Below are 21,235 nucleotides of genomic sequence, written 5' to 3' on the forward strand. Positions count from 1 at the left end.
TTGCCGAAGTTGACCAATAGTCGTCATGATATTCAACGGCTTGTAGAGTGAACGGCGTTCGGTGAAGTTGAGCGGTCCTGTTTGATGGCATGTATCGTCATGATTTGGGGGCTTGCGGCGTCCGGTAAATAGTGTTCGTGAAAAGCGCCGGTAAATACGGCGGATTTGGGACAATGTTGCGCCCCTGAGGTAAATGCTTAAGGGCGTCTTCGGATAGGGGCATGCCGGTGGCCGGATGGTTTCGCCTTGCAGGTTCGTTGCGGCGCGGGATCGGCTGACGTGGCCGGCGTCGCATCCCTGCCGGGCGTCCGCTCGCTCGCCGTGCTGTTGTCGACAACGATCGCGGTGGTGTTGTTCTTCGGACTGCTGCTGATCCAGGCGCGCTCGGACCTCGTGCTGCGGCGGCAACAGGCGGACTTCGGCGAAGTGGCGCGCATGGCCAGCCTGTTCCGGGACCTTGGCGACATGGTGACCCGGCGCGCCTCGCAGGACGGACAGCGCGACGGTTCGAATCTCGACAGTTCGAGCGACCGCTTCCAGGTGCGCTACGCGGCGCAGGACCGGTGCCGCGCGATGCCGACCGCGCCGACGAAGCTGCGCCTGACCCTCGACGGTTTCCAGGCGCGTGACCGCAAGCCGGTGATGTCGGCCTTCGCGACCGAGGACGGCGAGCCTTTCTGTGCGCAGAGTTCTGCGCAGTCGGTGATCCAGGCCCCCGTAATCCCGGGACGCAGCGAGCAGACGCGGGCGCGCGAACTGGCGATCACCGGGCCGGACGGCGAAGTCCTGCTCGTGCTGCGCGGGGACTGGCCCCAACGCATCGAGCCGCTCGCAGCGAAGGACAAGGCCGCGCTCGAAGGCGGCGCGGTGCCCGCGCCCGACACTTCGGGCAAGACCCCGAAGATCGAGATCGGCGGGCGGGAGCGGCTGGTTTACCAATGGCCGCTCGACCTTGGACGGCCGGTGACGATCCAGCGGGAGGAAGGCCACTACGTCTGCGCGCCGCGCCGGTGCCTGCTCAGCGCTCTGGGCGATCCGCCGAGCGCAGGGGCGGTGCTCAACAATCTGAGCCCCTTCACCAAGGCGGCGTTCGGATTCTCGGTGGTCGTGCTGCTGCTGCTGATCCCGCTGATCAAGCTGGCCTCGATCGACCATAATGCCTCGCTCGGCTGGATGGACGTTGTCGGCATCATCGCCGCGGTGCCGCTGATGGTGGCGACGCTGGTGACGGCCTGCGCGGTGATCGCGTTCTGGGGCGACCTCAGGCGTGACAACGACACGATGGCGCAGGGCCTTGCCGCCGCCATCGCGCAGGACGTCGATCGCGAAGTGGGCTTCAGTCTCGGTGCGATCGAGCGGGATACCAGGGCCGTGTGGGGGAATGGCTGGGCCTCGTCGCAGCAATCGGGCGCAGGGGCGGCGTCGTCGCCGTGGCAGACTTACCCGGCGCCGCTGCCGCTTGCTGCGCTGCAGTTGCGCAGCATGGTCGGCAGCACGATCATCGACCAGTTGCCGACGAAGGACCGCCCGCTCGCCGACATTCGCGAGCGCCGCTATTTCGGCCGCCTGCGCGCCGGGGAGGTGATCCCCTGCACCGGACGCCAAGGGGAGGCACACGCTGACGGCGGCTTCGGCTGCGGGAAGGGGCAGGTCTACACGATCGACCAGGTGCCTGCGGCGGCCAACGGCGACGCTCGCATGGTGGTGCTGCTGACGCGCGCGGGGGCGGCGAACCTCGTGATGTCGGGAAAGCCGCCCGCCGCGACACTGGCGGTCCCGGTGCCCGAGGGCTTCGGCTATGCGGTGATCGATCCCGCCAGCCTCGAAGTACTGCAGCATTCCGACCCCGCGCGCGCGCACAACGAGACGTTCGGCAGCCAGCTCGATGCCGTCGATATGCTGTCGCGCATCGCGGGATCGGTGGACGAGCGTTGCGGGCTTGCGGATGCTGCGCAGCATGGCCGGGCGGCAGAGCCCATTGCAGGCGCTCCGTTCGACGCGCGCTACGGCGGCAAGCGGGTGCGCATGTCGATCGGCGTCGCCTGCTCGGCGCACTGGCTGGTGGCGACGTGGTACGACCGCTCGAAGCTGCAGAGGGCGGCGCTCGATCCGGCTTTCGTCGCGGGGGTCACGATGCTCTGCGTCGGGCTGGTGCTGGCGGCGGGGCTGGGCGTGATGGCCTCGACCGACCCGCGGTCGCTGCTGCGCAAGCTCTGGCCCGATCCCGAGCCATTTCACAGCGCCGAGGCCGACCAGTGGTATCTGCGCGGCATGTCGGCGCAGCTGGCGGTGGTGGTGCTGATGGCGGCCGGGCTGCTGCTGGCGCGGGGCGACGCGGCGTTCCTGCATGCCGCGCTGGGGCTGTTCCTGCTGCTGATCTTGCTGGCGCGCAAGGATGCCGACCATAGCTGGGGCACTCTGCCGGTCGGCTGGGGCAAGGTCGCGACTGTGTTCTACGCCGCGCTCGGCATCTATGCGAGCGTGGTGCTGGCCTGCTGCCTTGGCGCGAACTGGCGGGCCTTCGCCTATCCGGTGCTGCTGGTGGCGATGTGGATAGTCGCGGCGCTGGACTGGTTTTCGCTGCGCAAAATCGACGTCAGATTGCCGGCGTGGATGGAGCGGATGCGCGCGGCGCCTGCCGGGTTCGTGCCGCCTTCCGTCATGCGCCGCGTCAACCGCGTGCTGCGCCATCAGTTGGTGACGATCTACTTGCTGGCGGTCATCCCCGCACTCGCTGCGTGCTGCGCGGGGGCTGGGCAGTTGCGCGCCGACCGCTCGCTGTCCGATGCCTGGGTGCTGCAGCAATCGCGCACGCAAATCGCCGACGACATCGCGCAGATGCGGCCCTTCTACGACAGCGCGCCCAAGGCGAAGACGCCCGCGCCTGCCGATCTGTCCGCCCGCAAGCTCGTCGCCGACCATGCTGCAGCGGAGCCCGGCGCGCCTTCGCAGATGGCCTCCGCGATCATGCAGTTGTGGACCGACGATCCGGTCCGTTTCGATCATCCGCTCGACCTTCGCCTCGGCGTGCTGGCCGACTACGCGCGCTGGGCGCAGGCGCGCACCGGCATCTCGCTCGTCACCATGCCGCGCAGCCCGGGGCTGGTGGTGCTGCGCGACTGGCTGCTGGCGGTCGGCGCCATGGGCGTGGCGACGTTCCTGACCTGGCGCCTGCTGGTGCTGGCGGCGCAGAACCTGTTCGGCCTGCAGCATTTCGGCTTCCGCGCGCTCCACCCGCGCCACACGCCCGAGCAGATCCGCACCAAGTCCACCCGCCCGATCAAGGCCGTCTTCATCAACTATCCCACGCGGGAATTCCGCAAGCTGCAGAACTCGCTCGACACGCGCGACCGGCTGGAGATGTTCGACCTTGCGCTCGAACGCGGCAAGCTGGGCGAGAAGAGCATGGCGCTGCTCACGGCCAAGTCGTGGATCGTCACCGGCTTCGAAAGCATCGTCGCCAACCGCGATCTGCGCGTGAAGACCTTGGCACTTCTGGAGCAGCTGACCGCCCGGCCCGAGGTCAACGTCTACTTCTTCGTCCAGACGATGCCGCTGGTCCGGCTGCGGCAGGCGCGCGACCGCGAGAAGCGCGAGGCCGAGGTGGCGGGCAGCGCCGGGATCATGAACGAGAGCGAGTCCTACCGCTGGGCCGAGCTGTTCTCCGAATTCATCACCTACACCTGGACCGAGACGCTGGCCGAGCCCGCGCCGCTCGACCCTGAGCCCGATCCGCCGCGCGGCGGCGCCAATCTGGAGCGGCTGCTGGAACTGATCGACGACCCGGTCAACCGTGCCTCGGTGCGGCGCTGGGCGGCGCGCAATCCGGCGGTGGCGGAGGCGATCGCCAGCGAGATGATCCAGGTGCCGTCCGACCGCATCCAGGACCAGATCCGCTCCTTCGGCATATCGATCGACGACATGACCGCGCCCACCCCGCCGGGAGAACTGGGCGTGCTCAACGATCTCAACGACGTCTACCGCGAGCAGATCCACGAATACATGGCGAATTTCCTGGGCGACTACTACCAGGGCGAATGGGTGCGCTCCAGCAAGGAGGAGCATCTGACGCTGCACCATCTGGCGCACGGCAAGTTCATCAACACCAGCAACTTCCCGGTGCTCAACAGCCTGCTGACGCGGCGGCTGGTCAAGACCGATCCCAACTTCCGGCTGATGAACGAGAGCTTCGGGCACTGGATCCGCACGCTGGAGCAGCCCGAGTGGTTCCACCAGTTCCGGCAGGACGCGCAGCGCGGCGGGGCGTGGAACGTGCTGCGCGTGCCGCTGCTGCTGCTGGTCGCGGCGGGCTCGGTGCTCATCACCTTCCTCGATCACGAGGGCTCCGGCTCACTGCTGACCCTGCTTCCCGGCGTCGTCGCGACGATGCCGATGCTGCTGTCCCGTTTCACCCGGCCGCTACAGGCCAATGCCTAGGAGGATGCTCATGGCCGCTGCGCAGAAGGACTGGCTCGCGATCGAGTGGGTCGGCAATGTCCCGGTCAAGGAACTGACCGAGCAGTTGAAGGCTTCGGCCGCGCTCAGCCAGCGCTTCCACTACCTGCTGTTCCCCGACGGATCGATCCGCGCCAACCGCAGGCTGGAGCCGGGCCAGCCGGTCGAACTGCTGGTGGTGCGCGAGGGCGCTGAGCCGGGCGCGGAGCAGTTGGAGCGGATCGCGGCCTTGCGGGATTACTTCGCGGCGTGGAACGCGGCCGAGGACAAGGCGGGTGTCGTGGCACCGGACTGGCTGCCCTCGGCCGGGGAAGCGCCCGAGGCCAGGACGCGCGGTGGCGACACCGTGGCGGTGTCGCCCTGGCCGGTCTTCGTCGATCCCGGCCCGTTCACCGGCGCGCCCGAGCAGCTGCGCGAACTGGCGCTCCATGTCGTCAATTTGCGCAAGGGCGTGCTTTCCGACGACGGGATCATGGCGACGCACGAGACGGATCTCGACCGGCTCGTCAGCGCCATCGTCGACAAGGCCAAGCAGGGCTACCGGCTGATGCTCTACGCCCACGGCGGGCTGACCGACGAGCGCAGCGGCCTCGCGGCGGCATGGGCCTATCACCGCTGGTGGATGGCGCATGGCATCTACCCGGTCTACTTCATCTGGGAGACCGGCGGGCTGGAGACCTTCTGGCAGATCGTCGAGGGTGACCGGCGCAAGGGCCGCGCCCTCTCGCGCGACATCTACGATTATACCACCGACCCGGCGGTGGAGCTGATCGGCGGCAAGGTCGGCACCTTGCTATGGGACGCCATGAAGGACAGCGCCCGCCGGTCGAGCGACACCGGCGGCGGCGCGCGCCTCTTCGCCGAGAAGCTGGCGGCGGCGTGGAAGGAGCCAAGCGCGATCTTCGCGCTGGGGCACAGTGCGGGCTCGATCTTCCATGCGTATTTCCTGCCGGTGCTCTGCGCTGACAAGCTGCGCGTGAAGCAGATGCACCTGCTGGCCCCGGCGATCACCAACGACCTGTTCGCGCAGACGCTCGGCAGCCTGATCGGCAAGAAGAAGATCGAGGAGGCGAGCCTCTTCGCGATGACGCGCGAAGCGGAGCGGGCGGACAACTGTGCCAACATCTACCGCAAGTCGCTGCTCTACCTCGTCAGCCGCGCGTTCGAGCCGAAGAAGGGGACGCCGATCCTGGGCATGGAGGACTTCATCCGCACCGACCCGGAGGTGAAGCGGGCTTTCCGCGACGCGGTGATCCTGTCTCCCACCGCGCCTGCCGCGAAGCCGACGATGGCCTCGGGCTCGCGCTCGCACGGCGGGTTCGACAACGACGTGGCGACGCTCGAGAACGTGCTGCGGCGGATGCTGGGGCTGAGCGATGCGGGCGCGGTGAAGCCGCGCTTTCCGGCGGGCGAGCCGCGCGTCGGCCGGGCGATTGTGGCGGCGAACTACTACGGCATGCCGGCGGGGCTGTTCGAGCAGCCTGCCGAGTTCGTGCCCGTCGCACCACCTCCGCCTCAGGCGACGGCGCCGGTGCAGCTCGGGGGCCAGAAGATCGCGCTGTGCATCGGCAACGACGCTTTTCCTGAAGGCATGCGCCTCTACGGCTGCGTCAACGATGCGAACACCTGGGCGGATACGTTCCGCCAGCAGGGCTACGCCGCCACCGTTCTCTCCGATGCCGGGGCGGGACAGATCCGCGAGGCGCTGCGCGGGGTTCTCGGCAAAGCGCGCGCCGGGGACAGCGTGATGATCCATATCTCCTCCCACGGCACCCGCGTCCTCGACGTCGACGGGGACGAGTTGCAGGACAAGCAGTTCGCCGATGACAAGGACGAGGCGCTGGTGGCGCTCGACTGGCGTGACGGCGGGCTGATCATCGACGACGAATGGCCCGATCTGATGAAAGTGGCGGACGGCGTGAAGGTCATCCGCTTCCATGACTTCTGCCATTCGGGCCGGTCGAGCCGGATGGTGCTGGGCGGCTGCATCGACCGCCGCCCGCGCAGCGTCAGCCTGCCGGACGCGATCGCGCTCAAGGCTTACGAAGCACGCAAGGCGGCGCGCGGAAGCCGGGCTGCGGCCGCGCCATCCGAGATTTACGGCGCCGACTTGTCCTATGTCACCTTCTGCGCCTGCCTGCCCGAGCAGTCGGCGATGGAGGAGGCGGGCTCAGGCGTATTCACCCGCGCGGCGACGAAGATCCTGCGCGGGCAGGGCGCCGGGATGACCGCGCAGGACGTCTTCGCCGCCATTGCCCGCGAGATGGCGGGCGAGGACCAGAAGCCGCTGCTCGAAGGCTCGGCGCTCTACAGCGCGCAGGCGCTGTTCGGCCTGCCCGCATGACTGACGGCGTGGTCATAACCGTCTCCCCCCGCGTCCTGCGCGAAGTGCGCAGCGCCGAGGACGAGGCGGACGAGCGCAAGCGCGCGAGGGACCGCTGCCCGGCCGCCAATACTGGCGCCGAGACCGACATGCCGATGGTGCGCCGGATGCGGATATTCGCCATCGACCCCACCGCCCGCTCCGATCGCGGCGGGGTCGTCACCGTGTCCGAGCCTTACGAGCCGCTGGAGTTCTCAGGCGACGGCAAGACCCTGCGCGGCCGCCGCTTCGCCGTCACGTTGCCGGTCTGGTCGGAGGACAAGCCGCAGTGGCGCTCGGTGCGGACGATCATCGACGCGATGAAGCCCAACAGCATCGTCACGATCGCCGATGCGGGCTATCCGCCTTCGCTGAGCGATCCGCGCTTCATCGCGCAGATGGTCTATGCCACCGCTTCGCAGCTTTACGGCACCTTCCGCAAGGCGCTGGGGCGCGAGATCGTGCTTGGCCTCATGCACGATCCGGCGACCGGCGAATGGTCGCGCGCGGATCGCTTCCACCTCGCGCCGTGGGAGGTCGAGGAGGCGCAGGCGTGGTTCGACCCGGCGCGCGCCTGCGTGGTCTTCGGCTACTACAAGGCGCGCAGCGACACGGTGGGCTATCCCCCCGGCAGCCGGGTGTTCACCGCGCTGTCGCACGACGTCATCGTCCACGAGATGACGCACGCCCTGCTCGACGCGGTGAAGCCCGAGTTCATGACCGCCACCCACCGCGACGTCCTTGCCTTCCACGAGGCTTTCGCCGACCTCGTGGCGATCTTCCAGCGCTATTCCTACGGCGAACTCGTTGCCGCCCAGATCACCGAGGCGCGCGGCGACATAGAGCGGCTGGGCGTGCTCGGATCGCTGGCCCGCACGTTCTCCGAAACGGCGGGCGGCGGCGCGACGCTGCGCCCGCTGATCGGCGACCTGCTCTATGACAGTCCCGAGATCGGCGATGAACCGCACCAGCTCGGCAACGTGCTGGTGCAGGCGGTCTACCGCGCGTTCCAGAAAGTCGCTGGCGCGCGGATCGAAGGGCTGATTGCCATCGCCACCAACGGCAGCGGCATCCTCCCGCGCGGCGCCCTGTCGCCCGCGCTGGCGCAGGAGATCGCCGCGCGGCTGGGCAAGACGGCGCAGATGTTCCAGTCGATGCTGATCCGCGCGCTGGACTATGCGCCGCCGTTCGGCATCACCTTCTTCACTTTCCTGCGCGCGGTGATCTCGGCCGACATGCGCCTCGTGCCGGTGGACGACGAGAACATCCGCGTCGCGTGGATGGAAGCGTTCCGTCACCACCGCATCTTCCCGAGCGACGGGCTGCATTATGCCGAGGAACAGCTGGCATGGCCCTTGCCGGAGGACGTGGCGGCCTTCGATCTCGCCATGCTGAGCTTCGCGCAGACCGCGTTCCAGGGCAATCCGGGCGACCTGCTGTCGCTCGACATCGCCGCGATTCAGGCGGCGCGCGTCGCGGCGCACATGAACGGCGAGGAAGCGGCGGCGTGGCAGGCGCTGCTGGGCCTCGAGGGCGCGGGCAGCGAGACCACCGCCGACATCGTCGGCTTGCGCAGCTTCGCGAGGCCCGGCCCCGGCGGCATGACCGAGTTCGGCACCATGCTCGAAGTCGTCTGCCGCAGCTTCACCGATCGCGACGCCAGCGGTTTCATGGGCGCCACCGGGGCCAGCCTGGTCTACGACAGCGCCGGGCGGCTCATGTCCTGCGCGATCGAGCCGCAGCAGGCGGGCGCCGTCACAGGCGGGGGAGGCCGCCGCGAGGACATCGAGGGTTACGCCGTCAGCAAGGAAGGCGCGCGCAGCTGGCTGCTCAAGCAGGGCCGCTGGCAACTGCGCCCCGACGTCGCGCGGGGGTTGTGCATGCGCTGAGCGACCGCGCGTTGACGCGGCGCTCCTGCTGGGCGATGGCAGCGAAATGGCGTCGGGGCGGGTTACATGAGAATCGTCATCATCGATGACAGCGGCCTGCGCGCCACGGTCCTGGAAGAGGGCCTGCGCGAGGCCGGCTACGACGACATCCACATCGTCCCCCCGCGCGGCGCGTTCGTGGCGCGGCTGGAGCGCATGGCGCCCGACGTCGTGCTCATGGACCTCGGCAGCCCCAGCCGCGATACGCTGGAGGAAATGCTCACCGTCAGCCGGGCGCTGGCCCGGCCGATCGCGATGTTCGTCGACCAGTCGGACGAGGCGATGATCGGCGCCGCCATCGACGCGGGCGTCTCCGCCTATGTGGTGGATGGGCTGCGCAAGGAGCGGGTGAAGCCGGTGCTGGAACTGGCGGTGCGCCGTTTCAACGCCTTCTCGCGCATGCAGACCGAGCTTGAGGAGGCGCGCACCGCGCTTGCCGACCGCAAGGTGATCGACCGCGCCAAGTCGATCCTGATGAACCAGCGCGCCTTGTCCGAACAGGACGCCTATGCGCTGCTGCGCTCCACCGCGATGAACCAAGGCAAGAAGATCGCCGAGGTCGCGCAGGCGCTGATTACCGCCAGCGACCTGCTGGGAGGGGTATAATGACGACCAATCTTCGCATCGCCTTCCTGCCGCTCAACGACGTCGCGGTGCTCGCCGCCGCCCGCGAACGCGGCTTTGCCGAGGAGGAGGGCCTTGCGCTCGACCTCGTGCGCACGACGAGCTGGGCGACCTTGCGCGACCGGCTGGTCTACGGACAAGTGCAGGCCGCGCACATGCTGGCGCCGCTGGCGGTGGCGGTGACGCTGGGCCTGAGCCAGCAGCCCGCCGCACTGGCGGCGCCGTTCAAGCTGGGCGTCAACGGCAACATGCTGGTCATGGCGAAGGACTTCGCCGCCGCCCTCGCACCCGATCCCGCCGCGCGGCTGGCCGACCCGCTGGGCACCGCGCATGACTTTGCCGCCGCCATCGGGCTGTGGCGCCGCAAGCCGATCATCGGCGTCGTCCACCGCTTTTCCAGCCATGCGCTGATGCTGCGGTACTGGCTGGCCAGCGCGGGCATCGATCCCGACCGCGACGTGGTGCTGCGCGTGCTGCCGCCCTCGCTGACGGTCGAGGCGATCCATGCCGGCGAGATCGACGGTTTCATCGCGGGCGAGCCTTGGGGCAGCGCCGCGATCGAGTCCGGACGCGCGGAGGCGGTGGCGATCGGTCAGCGCATCTGGCAGCGCGGGGTGGAGAAAGTGCTGGCCTTCCGCGAACTATGGCTTGAGGAGAACCCCGAGACCACCGACCGCCTGCTGCGCGCGCTCGCCCGCGCCGCCGTCTGGTGCGACGAGCCGGACAACCGCGAGATACTGGCCGACATTCTCGCCGACCCGCGCTATGTCGGGCAGCCCTCCGACCTGATCCTGCGCACGCTGAGCGGCACGATCGTCCCCAGGGCGGGCGATGCGGCGGTGTCCTGCCCCGACTTCGTGCTGTTCTCCCGCGAGGCGACGCCGTTTCCGTGGCGCAGCCAGGCGCTGTGGATCTATTCGCAACTGGTGCGCTGGAACATGGTGGAACCTTCCGCCGAAACCGAGGCGCAGGCGGCGGCGGTGTTCCGTCCCGACATCTACCGCCGTGCGCTTGCGGGCAGCGACCTGCCGATGCCGGGGGCGAGCATGAAGCTGGAAGGGGCGGTGGGTGCGCCGCTCGGCGTGGGTTCGCGCAAGGGCGACCTGCTGCTGGGGCCTGACCGGTTCTTCGACGGCCGCGTGTTCGACCCGGAGCGGATCGAGGACTATCTGGCGGGTTTCGCCCGCTAGATAAGGGGCGACATTGGGTTGACCCTCAATCGTCATTGCGAGCGCAGCGAAGCAATCCAGGGCGGCTCAAGACAGCCCTGGATTGCTTCGCTGCGCTCGCAATGACGATCGAGGGTAGGGCTGGCCTTTCCGGGATTTTGCAGCATTGAAAATACCAGTGCGCTGAAAACGCGCATAATTTTACGTCTTGCCAGATCTGCGGAATCGCGTGACTATATAGGGGTCTCGCGATGAAGCGCGACCACACCGGATAGGCTGTCCCAAAGGCGGGACGCCATCCTCACCGAAATTCGCAGCAAAGCCGCTGACCGGGCTCACCGCAAGGGTGACGTCCGGCCTGCGGCTTTTTTCGTGTCCGCTTTCATGATTTATGGGGGACGTACCATGGCAACCGCATTCTTCCGACCTGACGAAGACAATGACGTGCTTGCGCCCGCGCAGAAGCCCGCCGTCGGCTTCTGGAAGGCCGGCCACACGCCGACTCTGATCGCAGCTTTCCTCTATTTCGACCTCGCCTTCATGGTCTGGGTCCTGCTCGGCCCGCTGGCGCCGGAGATTTCGAAGACTCTCGGGCTCACGCCCGCGCAGAAGGGCTTGATGGTGGCGCTTCCCACGCTGGCGGGCGCTCTCCTGCGCGTCGTCAACGGGCTGCTGGTCGATCGCATCGGGCCAAAGCGCTCGGGCGCGATCAATCAGGTCATCGTCATCACCGGGCTGTTCTTCGCCTGGTCGATGGGCGTCACCAGCTTCGGCGGGACGCTGGCGCTGGGCGTGATCCTGGGCTTCGCGGGGGCGAGCTTCGCGATCGCACTGCCGCTCGCCAGCCGCTGGTATCCGGCCGAGCATCAGGGCAAGGCGATGGGCCTGGCGGGCATGGGCAATTCGGGCACCGTCTTCGCCGCGCTCTTCGCGCCGACGCTGGCGAAGATGTTCGGCTGGAACGCGGTGCTGGGCCTTGCCTGCATCCCGCTGACCGTGGTGCTTTGCATCTATCTCGCACTCGCCAAGGACGCACCGAACCAGCCCGCGCCGCGCAAGCTGGTGGACTATGCGGCGCTGCTCAAGCAGGCGGACGCATGGTGGCTGATGGCCTTCTACGCCGTGACTTTCGGCGGTTTCGTGGGGCTTGCTGCGTCGCTGCCGATCTATTTCACCGACCAGTTCGGCCTCAGCACCGTCGCCGCCGGATATTGCACGGCGGGCTGCGTCTTCGCCGGATCGCTGGTCCGTCCGATGGGCGGCGCGCTGGCCGACAAGATCGGCGGCGTGAAGGCGCTGATGATGGTCTATGCGGTTGCCGCCATCGCGCTTGTCGGCGTGTCTCAGGCGCCGAGCCTGATCGCGGCGCTCGGGCTGTTCGTAGTGGCGATGCTGGCGCTCGGCACCGGCAACGGTTCGGTGTTCCAGCTGGTCCCGCAGCGCTTCCAGGCCGAGATCGGCGTGATGACCGGCCTCGTCGGCATGGCGGGCGGTGTCGGCGGGTTCTACCTCGCCAGCTCGCTCGGCCTTGCCAAGCAGTTCACCGGCAGCTTCGCGCCGGGCTTCCTGATCTTTGCCGGCCTTGCGGTCGTGGCTCTCGCCTCGGTGGCGAGCGTCAAGGGCCGCTGGCGCGCGACCTGGAAAACCGGCGCGCGCATCTGAGCCGACAACCGGGGCGGCGGCACCCCAGCGCCGCCGCCCCACTTCCTTTCGTCCTGAGGGGGACGCTTTCACCATGAAAAACATAAGAAAAGCGGCGGCCGTGCTGGTCGTCGGCGGGGTCGCTTGCGCGGGATCAGCTCAGGCCCAGGACATCACCGTCAAGCCGGTCGCCGAGGCGCGGGTGCGCTACGAGCATGTCGATCAGGACGGCATCGCCGCCAAGGCCGATGCGCTGACCGTGCGGGTACGCGGCGGCGCGCAGGCCACCAGCGGGGCGCTGAGCGCCACCGTGGTCGCGCAGGGCAACCTCGCCGTGGTCGATGACTACTACGATGGCGTGAACGGCGCGGCCACGCGGCCGCTGGTGGCCGATCCGCAGAACATCGCGCTCTACATCGCGCAGTTGCAGTACAAAGCGAAAGGCGTGACGCTGACCGCCGGGCGCCAGAAGATCGCTCTGGACGACGAGCGCTTCGTCGGCAACGTCGCCTTCCGCGACAATGCGCAGACCTTCGACGCGGTGCGGGCCGAGGTCACCCCGGCCAAGGGCCTGAAACTGGACGTTTCCTACGCCTGGAGCGTGCGCACGATCTGGGGCATCGACGGTAATGCTGCGCGCCAGCAAGCGGTGAGCGGGGATACTATACTCGCCAACCTGTCGTGGGAGACGCCGCTTGGGGTGCTGACCGGGTTCGCCTACCTCGTCGATCAGGATGAGGCGGCGGTGCAGGCCTTCCGCCTCTCCAGCCAGACATATGGTGCCCGTTTCGCGGGGACTCATGCGTTCGGCAAGGCGGTGAAACTGGCGTATCAGGCGAGTTACGCGCGCCAGTCGGACTGGCACCGCAATCCGGGCGACTACAGCGCCGAATACTGGCTGGCCGAGGCGACGCTCGACGTGAAGGGTTGGAAGGCCAATGCCGGTTACGAAGTGCTCGGCGCCGACAAGGGCGCGGCGCTGACCAGCTTCCAGACGCCGCTGGGCACCAACTTCAAGTTCCAGGGCTGGGCGGACAAGTTCCTGACCACCCCCGCGAACGGCGTGCGCGATCTCTATGTCGGCGGCGGGTATGGCACGAAGCAGATCGGCGCATTGTCCGCCGTCACCCTGCAGGCGACCTGGCACCGTTTCGACAGCGACCGGCTGGATCAGCACTACGGCAACGAAATCAATCTCCTGGCCTCGGCAAAGCTGCGCAAGACGACGATCGCGCTGCGCTATGCCCACTATGACGCGAAGACCCTCGCGACCGACACCGACAAGGTCTGGGTCCAGTTCGACTGGGCGATTTGACAGGTTCGTTACGGAATCGCTTGAGCCTTCGGGCGATTCCATTTATGTTGCAGTGCAAAGGGCAGCGTTGTCCTTCCTACATCGCCGAAATGTCCCACTGACGGGGCACGTAGGCACCGAATGATGGCAAGGCCGCCATCCTGACTTCCGGTTTCGAACCGGGGGTCTGGATGGCGGCCTTTTCTCGTTTTCAACTCCCTTTCCCATGACATTGCCGGAGTTTCGAACATGGACTTTCAGGACGGGATCGAACCCAATTCCGACTATGACGACGCGCTGATCGTGCCGAGCGACGATGCCAATGGTGATGACAGGCGCGAGCATCTGGTCGTCGTCGGCAACGGCATGGCGGGCTGCCGCGCGGTCGAGGAACTGCTGGCGCGCGATGCGGATCGCTACCGCGTGACCATCTTCGGCGCCGAGCCGCACGTGAACTACAACCGCATCATGCTCTCCCCGGTGCTGGCGGGCGAGAAGACCTTCGAGCAGATCGTCATCAATACCCGCGAGTGGTATGACGAGAACGGCATCGACCTCATCACCGCCGATCCCGTCACCGCGATCGACCGCGCGGCGAAAACCGTGACCTCCCGCTCGGGCCGCACGGTGCATTACGACCGCCTGCTGATCGCGACCGGCTCCGATCCGTTCATCATTCCGGTGCCCGGAAAGGATCTGCCCGGCGTGATCTCGTTCCGCGACATGAACGACGTCGATACGATGCTGGCGGCTGCGGAAGCCGGAAAAGCGCAAGGCCGCGGCTCGGCCGTGGTCATCGGCGGCGGCCTGCTGGGCCTCGAGGCGGCGCATGGCCTGACCCTGCGCGGCATGAAAGTCACCGTCATCCACCTCATGTCCACGCTGATGGAGCGCCAGCTGGACGAGGCCGCGGGCTGGCTGCTCAAGTCCGCGCTGGAAGGGCGCGGCCAGACTATCCTGACGGGCGCCGACACCGCCGAAATCTACGGCGAGGGCAAAGTCGAGGGCGTGCGCCTCAAGGACGGGCGCGAGATTCCGGCCAGCCTCGTCGTCATGGCCGTGGGCATCCGTCCCGCCACCGCGCTGGCGCGCGAGGCGGGGCTGGACGTCGGGCGCGGCATCAAGGTCGACGACCACATGGTCACCAGCGACCCCTCGGTGCTCGCGGTCGGCGAATGCGTGGAGCATGACGGCAACGTCTACGGCCTCGTCGCGCCGCTGTGGGACATGTGCCGCAGCCTCGCCGACGGGCTGACCGACCGGCACACCGGCTATCGCGGCTCGGTCACCTCGACCAAGCTGAAGGTCGCCGGGCTCGACGTGTTCTCGGCCGGCGACTTCTCCGGCGGAGAGGGCTGCGAGGACATCGTGCTGCGCGATGCCGCGCGCGGCGTCTACAAGCGCGTCGTGGTGAAGGAAGACCGCATCGTCGGCGCGGTGCTCTACGGCGACACGGCGGACGGCGGCTGGTACTTCGACCTGCTGAAGAAGGGCGAGGACGTTTCCGAAGTCCGCGACCTGCTGATCTTCGGCCAGGCCTATGCGGTTCTTGGCGCCTCGGGAGGAGGCGCGCTGGACCCTAAGGCGGCCGTTGCGGCGCTCTCGGACGATGCCGAGATCTGCGGCTGCAACGGCGTCTCCAAGGGCCAGGTCGTCGGCTGCATCGAGGCGGGTGCCTGCAGCCTCGACGCCGTGCGCGCCACCTGCAAGGCTTCGGCCAGCTGCGGGCAGTGCACCGGCCTTGTCGAGAGCCTGCTGGCGCTGACGCTGGGCGAAGAGGTCGAGGCAGGGCCGAAGACCTTGTGCAAGTGCACCAGCTTCACGCACGACGACGTGCGCCGCGAGATCGTGGCGCAGGACATGCGCTCGATCCCCGAGGTGATGCAGAAGCTGCACTGGGCGACGCCGGATGGTTGTTCGTCCTGCCGCCCGGCGCTCAACTACTACCTGCTCTGCGCGCTGCCCGGCGAATACGTGGACGACCAGCAGAGCCGCTTCGTCAACGAGCGCATGCACGCCAACATCCAGAAGGACGGCACCTATTCGGTGGTCCCGCGCATGTGGGGCGGCCTCACCAACCCGCGCGAGTTGCGCGCGATCGCCGACGTGGTCGAGAAGTACGATGCGCCGATGGTGAAGGTGACCGGCGGCCAGCGCCTCGACATCTTCGGCATCAAGAAGGAGGATTTGCCCGCCGTCTGGGCCGATCTCAACGCTGCCGGGATGGTCTCGGGCCATGCCTACGGCAAGAGCTTGCGTACGGTGAAGACCTGCGTGGGTTCGGAATGGTGCCGCTTCGGCACGCAGGATTCGACCGGCCTCGGCGTCAAGACCGAGCGGATGACCTGGGGCAGCTGGATGCCGCACAAGTTCAAGATCGCGGTTTCCGGCTGCCCGCGCAACTGCGCCGAGGCGACGATCAAGGACTTCGGGATCGTCTGCGTGGATTCCGGCTACGAACTGAGCGTGGGCGGAAACGGCGGCATCAAGGTGCGCGCCACCGACTTCCTGTGCAAGGTCGCGACCGAAGAGGAGGCGCTCGAATATTGCGCCGCCTTCATCCAGGTCTACCGTGAGGAAGCGCGCTATCTGGAACGCACCGCGCCGTGGATCGAGCGCGTCGGCGTCGACTACGTGAAGTCCCGCGTGGTCGAGGACGAGGCGGGCCGCAAGGCGCTCGCCGCGCGGTTCCTCCATTCGCAGAGCTTCAGCCAGGACGACCCGTGGGCGGAACGCGCCTCGGGCGACCGCGCCGACCTGCACCAGCCCCTCCAACCTCTTGCTCTCGTAGCAGCGGAGTGAACGCCATGACCGACTGGATCGACATCGGAACCCTGAGCGACATCCCCCAGCGCGGCGCGCGCACCGTGCGGTTCGAGGGGGAGCCGGAGATCGCCGTCTTCCGCACCGGCGACGACAAGGTCTTCGCGCTCGTCAACGAATGCCCGCACAAGAAGGGGCCGCTCAGCCAGGGCATCGTCCATGGCCACGCGGTCGCCTGTCCGCTGCACAACTGGAACATCGCGCTGGCGAGCGGCGAGGCGCAAGGGGCGGACAGCGGCTGCACCCCGACCATTGCCGTGCGTGAGGAGAACGGGCGCATCCTGCTGGCCCGACCCGAAACCCAGAGCCCCGAAGTGATGAGGGACGCGGCCTGATGCGCGAGGCGGTCCGCACGACCTGCGCCTATTGCGGCGTCGGCTGCGGCATCTCGGCCACCCCCACGGGTGCGCGCGAGGTGACGATCCGGGGGGACGAGGCACACCCGGCGAATGCGGGGCGCCTCTGCTCCAAGGGTACGCATCTGGGCGAGACGGTCGGGCTGACCGGCCGCCTTCTCCACCCGATGATCGGCGACAAGCGCGTACGCTGGGACAAGGCGCTGGACCTCGTCGCCAAGCGCTTTCGCGACACCATCGCCCGCCATGGCCCGGACAGCGTGGCGTTCTATGTCTCCGGCCAGCTGCTGACCGAGGATTACTACGTCGCCAACAAGCTGATGAAGGGCTTCATCGGCTCGGCCAACATCGACACCAATTCGCGCCTGTGCATGTCGAGCGCGGTGGCCGGCCACACCCGCGCTTTCGGCGAGGACGTGGTGCCCGCCGGCTACGAGGATCTGGACAAGGCCGACCTCGTCGTGCTGGTCGGCTCGAACACGGCATGGTGCCATCCGATCGTCTATCAGCGCATCCAGGCGGCTCGTGCAGAGCGGGGCACGAAGCTGATCGTCATCGACCCGCGCCGTACCGAGACGTGCGAGGGCGCCGACCTCCACCTGCCGCTGCGCCCCGGCAGCGACGTTGCGCTGATGAACGGGCTGCTGGCATGGCTCGCCGAGCAGGGCATGGTCGACAAGGCGTTCATGACTGCCCACGTCGATGTGCCCGAGGGTTTCTGGGAGCACCTCGCCACTGGCCATGACGTGTGGACCACCGCGAAGACCTGCGACCTCGACCCCGCGCTGCTGTTGCGGTTCTACGAGATGTTCGCCGCGAACCCGCGCACGGTCACGATGTTCAGCCAGGGAATCAACCAGTCGATCCGCGGCACCGATCAGGTCAACGCGATCATCAACGTCCACCTCGCGACGGGGCGGATCGGCCAGCCGGGCGCGGCGCCGTTTTCGATCACCGGCCAGCCCAATGCGATGGGCGGGCGCGAGGTCGGCGGGCTCGCCTCGACGCTGGCTGCGCACATGGACTTCGCGGCCGAGAACGTCGCGCGCGTCGGCCGCTTCTGGGCCGCACCGACGATGGCGACGAAGCCGGGTCTCAAGGCGGTGGACCTGTTTCGCGCCATCGGCGAGGGGCGCATCAAGGCGCTGTGGGTCATGGCGACCAACCCCTCCGTCTCGCTGCCCGACGCGGGCAACGTGCGCGCCGCGCTGGAGAAGTGCCCCTTCGTCGTCGTCTCCGACGTTATCGCCAACACCGACACCACCGCCTATGCCGACGTTCGCCTCCCCGCCGCCGCATGGGGCGAGAAGGACGGCACCGTCACCAATTCGGAGCGCACCGTCAGCCGCCAGCGTCCGTTCATGGACCTGCCCGGAGAGGCCAAGCCGGACTGGTGGATCGTCAAGGAAGTGGGCCGCCGAATGGGCTGGGGGAGCGCCTTCGCCTATGACACCCCCGCCGACATCTGGCGTGAACATGCGCGCCTCACGGCCTATCAGAATGATGGCGCGCGCGTCCTGAACCTTGCCGCCCACGCCGCGATCGGCAACCTTGCCTATGACGCGATGGAGCCGTTCCGCTGGGGCGACATACCGTTCGCCGACGGCCGCTTCCCGACGCCGAGCGGACGCGCGCGGATGGTCAAGGTCGGGCAGATGGACCTTCAGGCCCCGCTCGCCGACTGGCCGCTGACGCTCAACACCGGACGCTACCGCGACCAGTGGCACACGATGACGCGCACCGGGCTCGCCCCCAAGCTGGCGCGCCACCGCGAGGAGCCGCTGGTCGAGGTCCACCCCGCCGATGCCGCCGCGCAGGACCTGAAGGACGGCGATCTCGCCCGCGTTTCGACCCCGCAGGGCAACAGCACTTTTCGCGTGCTGCTCAGCGACGGCCAGCGTCCGGGCGAGATCTTCACGCCGATCCACTGGACCGACCAGATCTCCACCGGCGGCCGCACCGGCCTGCTGCCGCGCCCGCTGGTCGATCCACACTCCGGCCAGCCCGGTTTCAAGTCCACCCCCGCCGCGCTCGCCAAAGTCGAGACCGAATGGAAGGGCTTCCTCATCCTGCGCGGCGATGAACCCGCCCGCGTGCCCTGCCTGTGGGCGACGCGCGTGGCGGTGCCCGGCGGCGCGCTCTACGAGATCGCGGGCAATGGCGATGCCGCGCGCATCGAAGCCTGCCTGCCCAAGGGCGAGCGCATCGAGGCCATCGACCATACCCGAGGCTCGCGCCGCATCGCGGTGATCGTCGAGGGCAGGCTGGCAGGCGTGCTTTTCGTCACCCGCACCGGCCTGCTGCCTTCGCGCGACTGGCTGATCGGGCAGCTCGCGGCGGGCGACGTGGGCGCCACCGTGCTCGCCGCGCGCGGCCCCGGCAGCCAGCCGGACAAGGGCGCGACCGTCTGCGTCTGCTTCGACATCGGCCTCAACCAGATCGTCGCCGCCATCCGCGAACAGGCGCTGGTGGACGTTCCCGCCATCGGCAAGGCGCTGGGCGCGGGCACCAATTGCGGATCGTGCCGCCCCGCGCTCGCCAAGATTCTCACCCAGACCCACGAGGAGGTTCTCGATGCAGCCGAATGAACTGATCGCCGCCGGTGAAGTCTGGCTGGTCGGCGCCGGACCGGGCGACCCGGACCTGCTGACGCGCAAGGCGGAACGTCTGATCCGGGCCGCCGATGTGGTGTTCTACGATGCTCTCGTCGGCCCCGGCGTGCTGGAGCTGATCCCGGCCGGGACTGAAGCGATCAGCGTCGGCAAGCGCTCTGGCCGCCACAGCAAGGTGCAGGGTTCGATCAACGACCTGCTGCTGGACGCGGCACTGCAGGGCAGGCGCGTGGTGCGCCTCAAGGGCGGCGATCCATCCGTTTTCGGCCGTTCCGCCGAGGAGATGGACCACCTTGCCGCGGCGGGAGTGCCGGTACGCGTGTGCCCCGGCGTCACCACCGCCAGCGCGGCGGCGGCGAGCGCCAATGCCTCGCTGACGCTGCGTGGGCGGGCGCGCGGGATCACGCTGGTCACGGCGCATCTCAAGGCCGGGGAGCCGCTGCGGCTCGACTGGACGGCGCTGGCGCAGGCAGGCGGGACGGTCGGTGTCTACATGGGCCGCGCGGCGGCGGGAGAAATCGCTCGCTCGCTGATCGCGGCGGGGCGCGATCCCGATACGCCGGTGATGGTCGCGGTGAACGTTTCGTTGCCCGACGAGCGGCTGATCCGGGGCAAGCTCTCGGCGCTGTCCTTCCTCGTCGCGACGATCAGTGACGACGATCCGACGCTGCTGCTGATCGGCGAGGCGGTTGGCGCGCGAAACCTTCAGGCCGATGCGCGGACGCTGCTGCCTGAGGAAACCCCTGAAGCAGCGCCCGCAGCGGCCTAAGCCACCTGCATCTGCTGGTCCCGCGACACGGCCGTGGCGACGGCGAGGTCGCCGACCACGTTGACCATCGTGCGGAACATGTCGAGCAGCCGGTCCACGCCGACGACGAGGCCGATGCCCTCGGGCGGCAAGCCGGTCAGCGCGAGCACGGCGGCGACCGTGGGCAGGGAGCCCGCGGGCACGCCGATGGTGCCCATGCCCGCCACCGCCGCGACCGCCAGCACGATGCCCTGCCGGCCGAGCGAGAGGTCCATGCCGAAGAACTGGGCGATGAACAGCACGGTGACGGCGGTGTAGATCGCGGTGCCGCCCTGATTGGCGATGGTGCCGACGCCCAGCACCAGCCGGGCCACGCGCGGCGGCAGGCGCAGGTCCAGTTCGGCCGAACGCAGCGCGCTGGGCAGCGTGGCGTTGGAGGAGGAGGTGCAGAAGGCGATGACGGCGGGCTCCTGCACGCCGCGCAGGAACGCCGCCGGGGTCACGCCGCCGCGCATCCACACGACCGCGAAGAAGGTCAGCACCACCTGCAGCATCAGCGCCGCGACCACCACGCCGACATAGGCGCTGAGGTAGAGCAGCAAGTGCCAGCCGAACACCAGCGTCAGGTCGAACATGAAGGCGGCGACCGCGACCGGCGCCAGCCGTGCGACATAACCGAGCACATGCATCCCGGCATCGAACACCCGCTCGCTGGTGGCGAGCACGTGGCCGCTGCGGCGCGTGCGCAGGAAAGTCAGGGTCATGCCGACGAGCACCGAGGCGATGATGACGATCATGATCGGCCGTTCCACGGCGGCGTAGGAGAACAGCGCGCCGAAGCCTCTCGGCGGTGCGGAAGAGTGACCCGACGCGAGGAGTTGCTGGCCGATCTCGGCGGGCACCACGTCGCCGGGGCGGAACAGGTTGACCATGGCCAGCCCGATCAGGGCCGCCGCGACCGAGGCCGCCAGCATGTGCGCCAGCGTGGAGAGCAGCAGTCGCCGCATTCCCGCCATGTTGCGCACCCGCGCGATGCCGCTGACGATGGCCGACACCAGCAGCGGCACGATCAGCAGGAACAGCGCGAAGAGGAACGCCTGCTCCACCGGCTTCACCACCCAGCGCATCAGCAACGTGGTGGCGGGCGAGTCGCTGGCGAACAGCCCGGCCAGGGTTCCACCGCCCATGCCAAGCAGGAAACCTGCCAACAGTCGCACCTGCAG

Annotated in this window: 12 protein-coding genes; 11 read left to right on the plus strand and 1 reads right to left on the minus strand. The window is 68.4% G+C overall.

Annotation, left to right across the window (positions count from 1 at the left end; translation table 11 throughout):
• The first annotated feature begins 279 nt into the window (after nt 1-279).
• The 11 genes from QRN25_RS21520 (at nt 280) to cobA (ending at nt 20,033) form a co-directional block, all read left to right on the plus strand.
• Nucleotides 280-4,437, plus strand: coding sequence for a hypothetical protein (locus QRN25_RS21520; protein ID WP_285021264.1), 4,158 nt, complete (start codon nt 280-282; stop codon nt 4,435-4,437).
• A gap of 10 nt (nt 4,438-4,447) precedes the next feature.
• Complete coding sequence (locus QRN25_RS21525) at nt 4,448-6,799, plus strand: caspase family protein (protein WP_285021266.1); 2,352 nt, start codon at nt 4,448-4,450, stop codon at nt 6,797-6,799.
• Complete coding sequence (locus QRN25_RS21530) at nt 6,796-8,706, plus strand: gluzincin family metallopeptidase (RefSeq protein WP_285021267.1); 1,911 nt, start codon at nt 6,796-6,798, stop codon at nt 8,704-8,706. Before QRN25_RS21525 ends, QRN25_RS21530 begins: the two co-directional genes overlap by 4 nt.
• A 66-nt stretch (nt 8,707-8,772) precedes the next feature.
• A complete protein-coding gene (locus QRN25_RS21535; protein WP_285021268.1) occupies nt 8,773-9,351 on the plus strand; it encodes an ANTAR domain-containing response regulator in 579 nt (192 codons plus the stop codon).
• Nucleotides 9,351-10,559, plus strand: coding sequence for a CmpA/NrtA family ABC transporter substrate-binding protein (locus QRN25_RS21540; RefSeq protein ID WP_285021269.1), 1,209 nt, complete (start codon nt 9,351-9,353; stop codon nt 10,557-10,559). Before QRN25_RS21535 ends, QRN25_RS21540 begins: the two co-directional genes overlap by 1 nt.
• Before the next feature lie 384 nt (nt 10,560-10,943).
• Nucleotides 10,944-12,200, plus strand: a complete 1,257-nt coding sequence (locus QRN25_RS21545) for a nitrate/nitrite transporter (RefSeq protein ID WP_285021271.1) — start codon at nt 10,944-10,946, stop codon at nt 12,198-12,200.
• A 73-nt stretch (nt 12,201-12,273) separates the two neighbouring features.
• Nucleotides 12,274-13,494, plus strand: a complete 1,221-nt coding sequence (locus tag QRN25_RS21550) for a hypothetical protein (protein WP_285021273.1) — start codon at nt 12,274-12,276, stop codon at nt 13,492-13,494.
• 228 nt (nt 13,495-13,722) lie between these two features.
• Entirely contained in the window at nt 13,723-16,275 is a 2,553-nt protein-coding gene (gene nirB, locus QRN25_RS21555) for a nitrite reductase large subunit NirB (RefSeq protein WP_285021275.1), read from the plus strand.
• A gap of 5 nt (nt 16,276-16,280) precedes the next feature.
• Nucleotides 16,281-16,631: a nitrite reductase small subunit NirD gene (gene nirD, locus QRN25_RS21560; RefSeq protein ID WP_271181883.1), complete on the plus strand. Its 351-nt coding sequence runs from the start codon at nt 16,281-16,283 to the stop codon at nt 16,629-16,631.
• Nucleotides 16,631-19,240, plus strand: coding sequence for a nitrate reductase (locus tag QRN25_RS21565; RefSeq protein WP_285021276.1), 2,610 nt, complete (start codon nt 16,631-16,633; stop codon nt 19,238-19,240). The genes nirD and QRN25_RS21565 overlap by 1 nt, the downstream gene beginning before the upstream one ends.
• A complete protein-coding gene (gene cobA, locus QRN25_RS21570) occupies nt 19,227-20,033 on the plus strand; it encodes a uroporphyrinogen-III C-methyltransferase (RefSeq protein ID WP_271181881.1) in 807 nt (268 codons plus the stop codon). The genes QRN25_RS21565 and cobA overlap by 14 nt, the downstream gene beginning before the upstream one ends.
• Here cobA and QRN25_RS21575 read toward each other — a convergent pair.
• Nucleotides 20,030-21,220, minus strand: coding sequence for a dicarboxylate/amino acid:cation symporter (locus QRN25_RS21575; RefSeq protein WP_285021277.1), 1,191 nt, complete (start codon nt 21,218-21,220; stop codon nt 20,030-20,032). The genes cobA and QRN25_RS21575 overlap by 4 nt on opposite strands.
• Between the last annotated feature and the right edge of the window lie 15 nt (nt 21,221-21,235).

This window comes from Novosphingobium sp. fls2-241-R2A-195 (assembly GCF_030209485.1).
Lineage (GTDB): Bacteria > Pseudomonadota > Alphaproteobacteria > Sphingomonadales > Sphingomonadaceae > Novosphingobium > Novosphingobium resinovorum.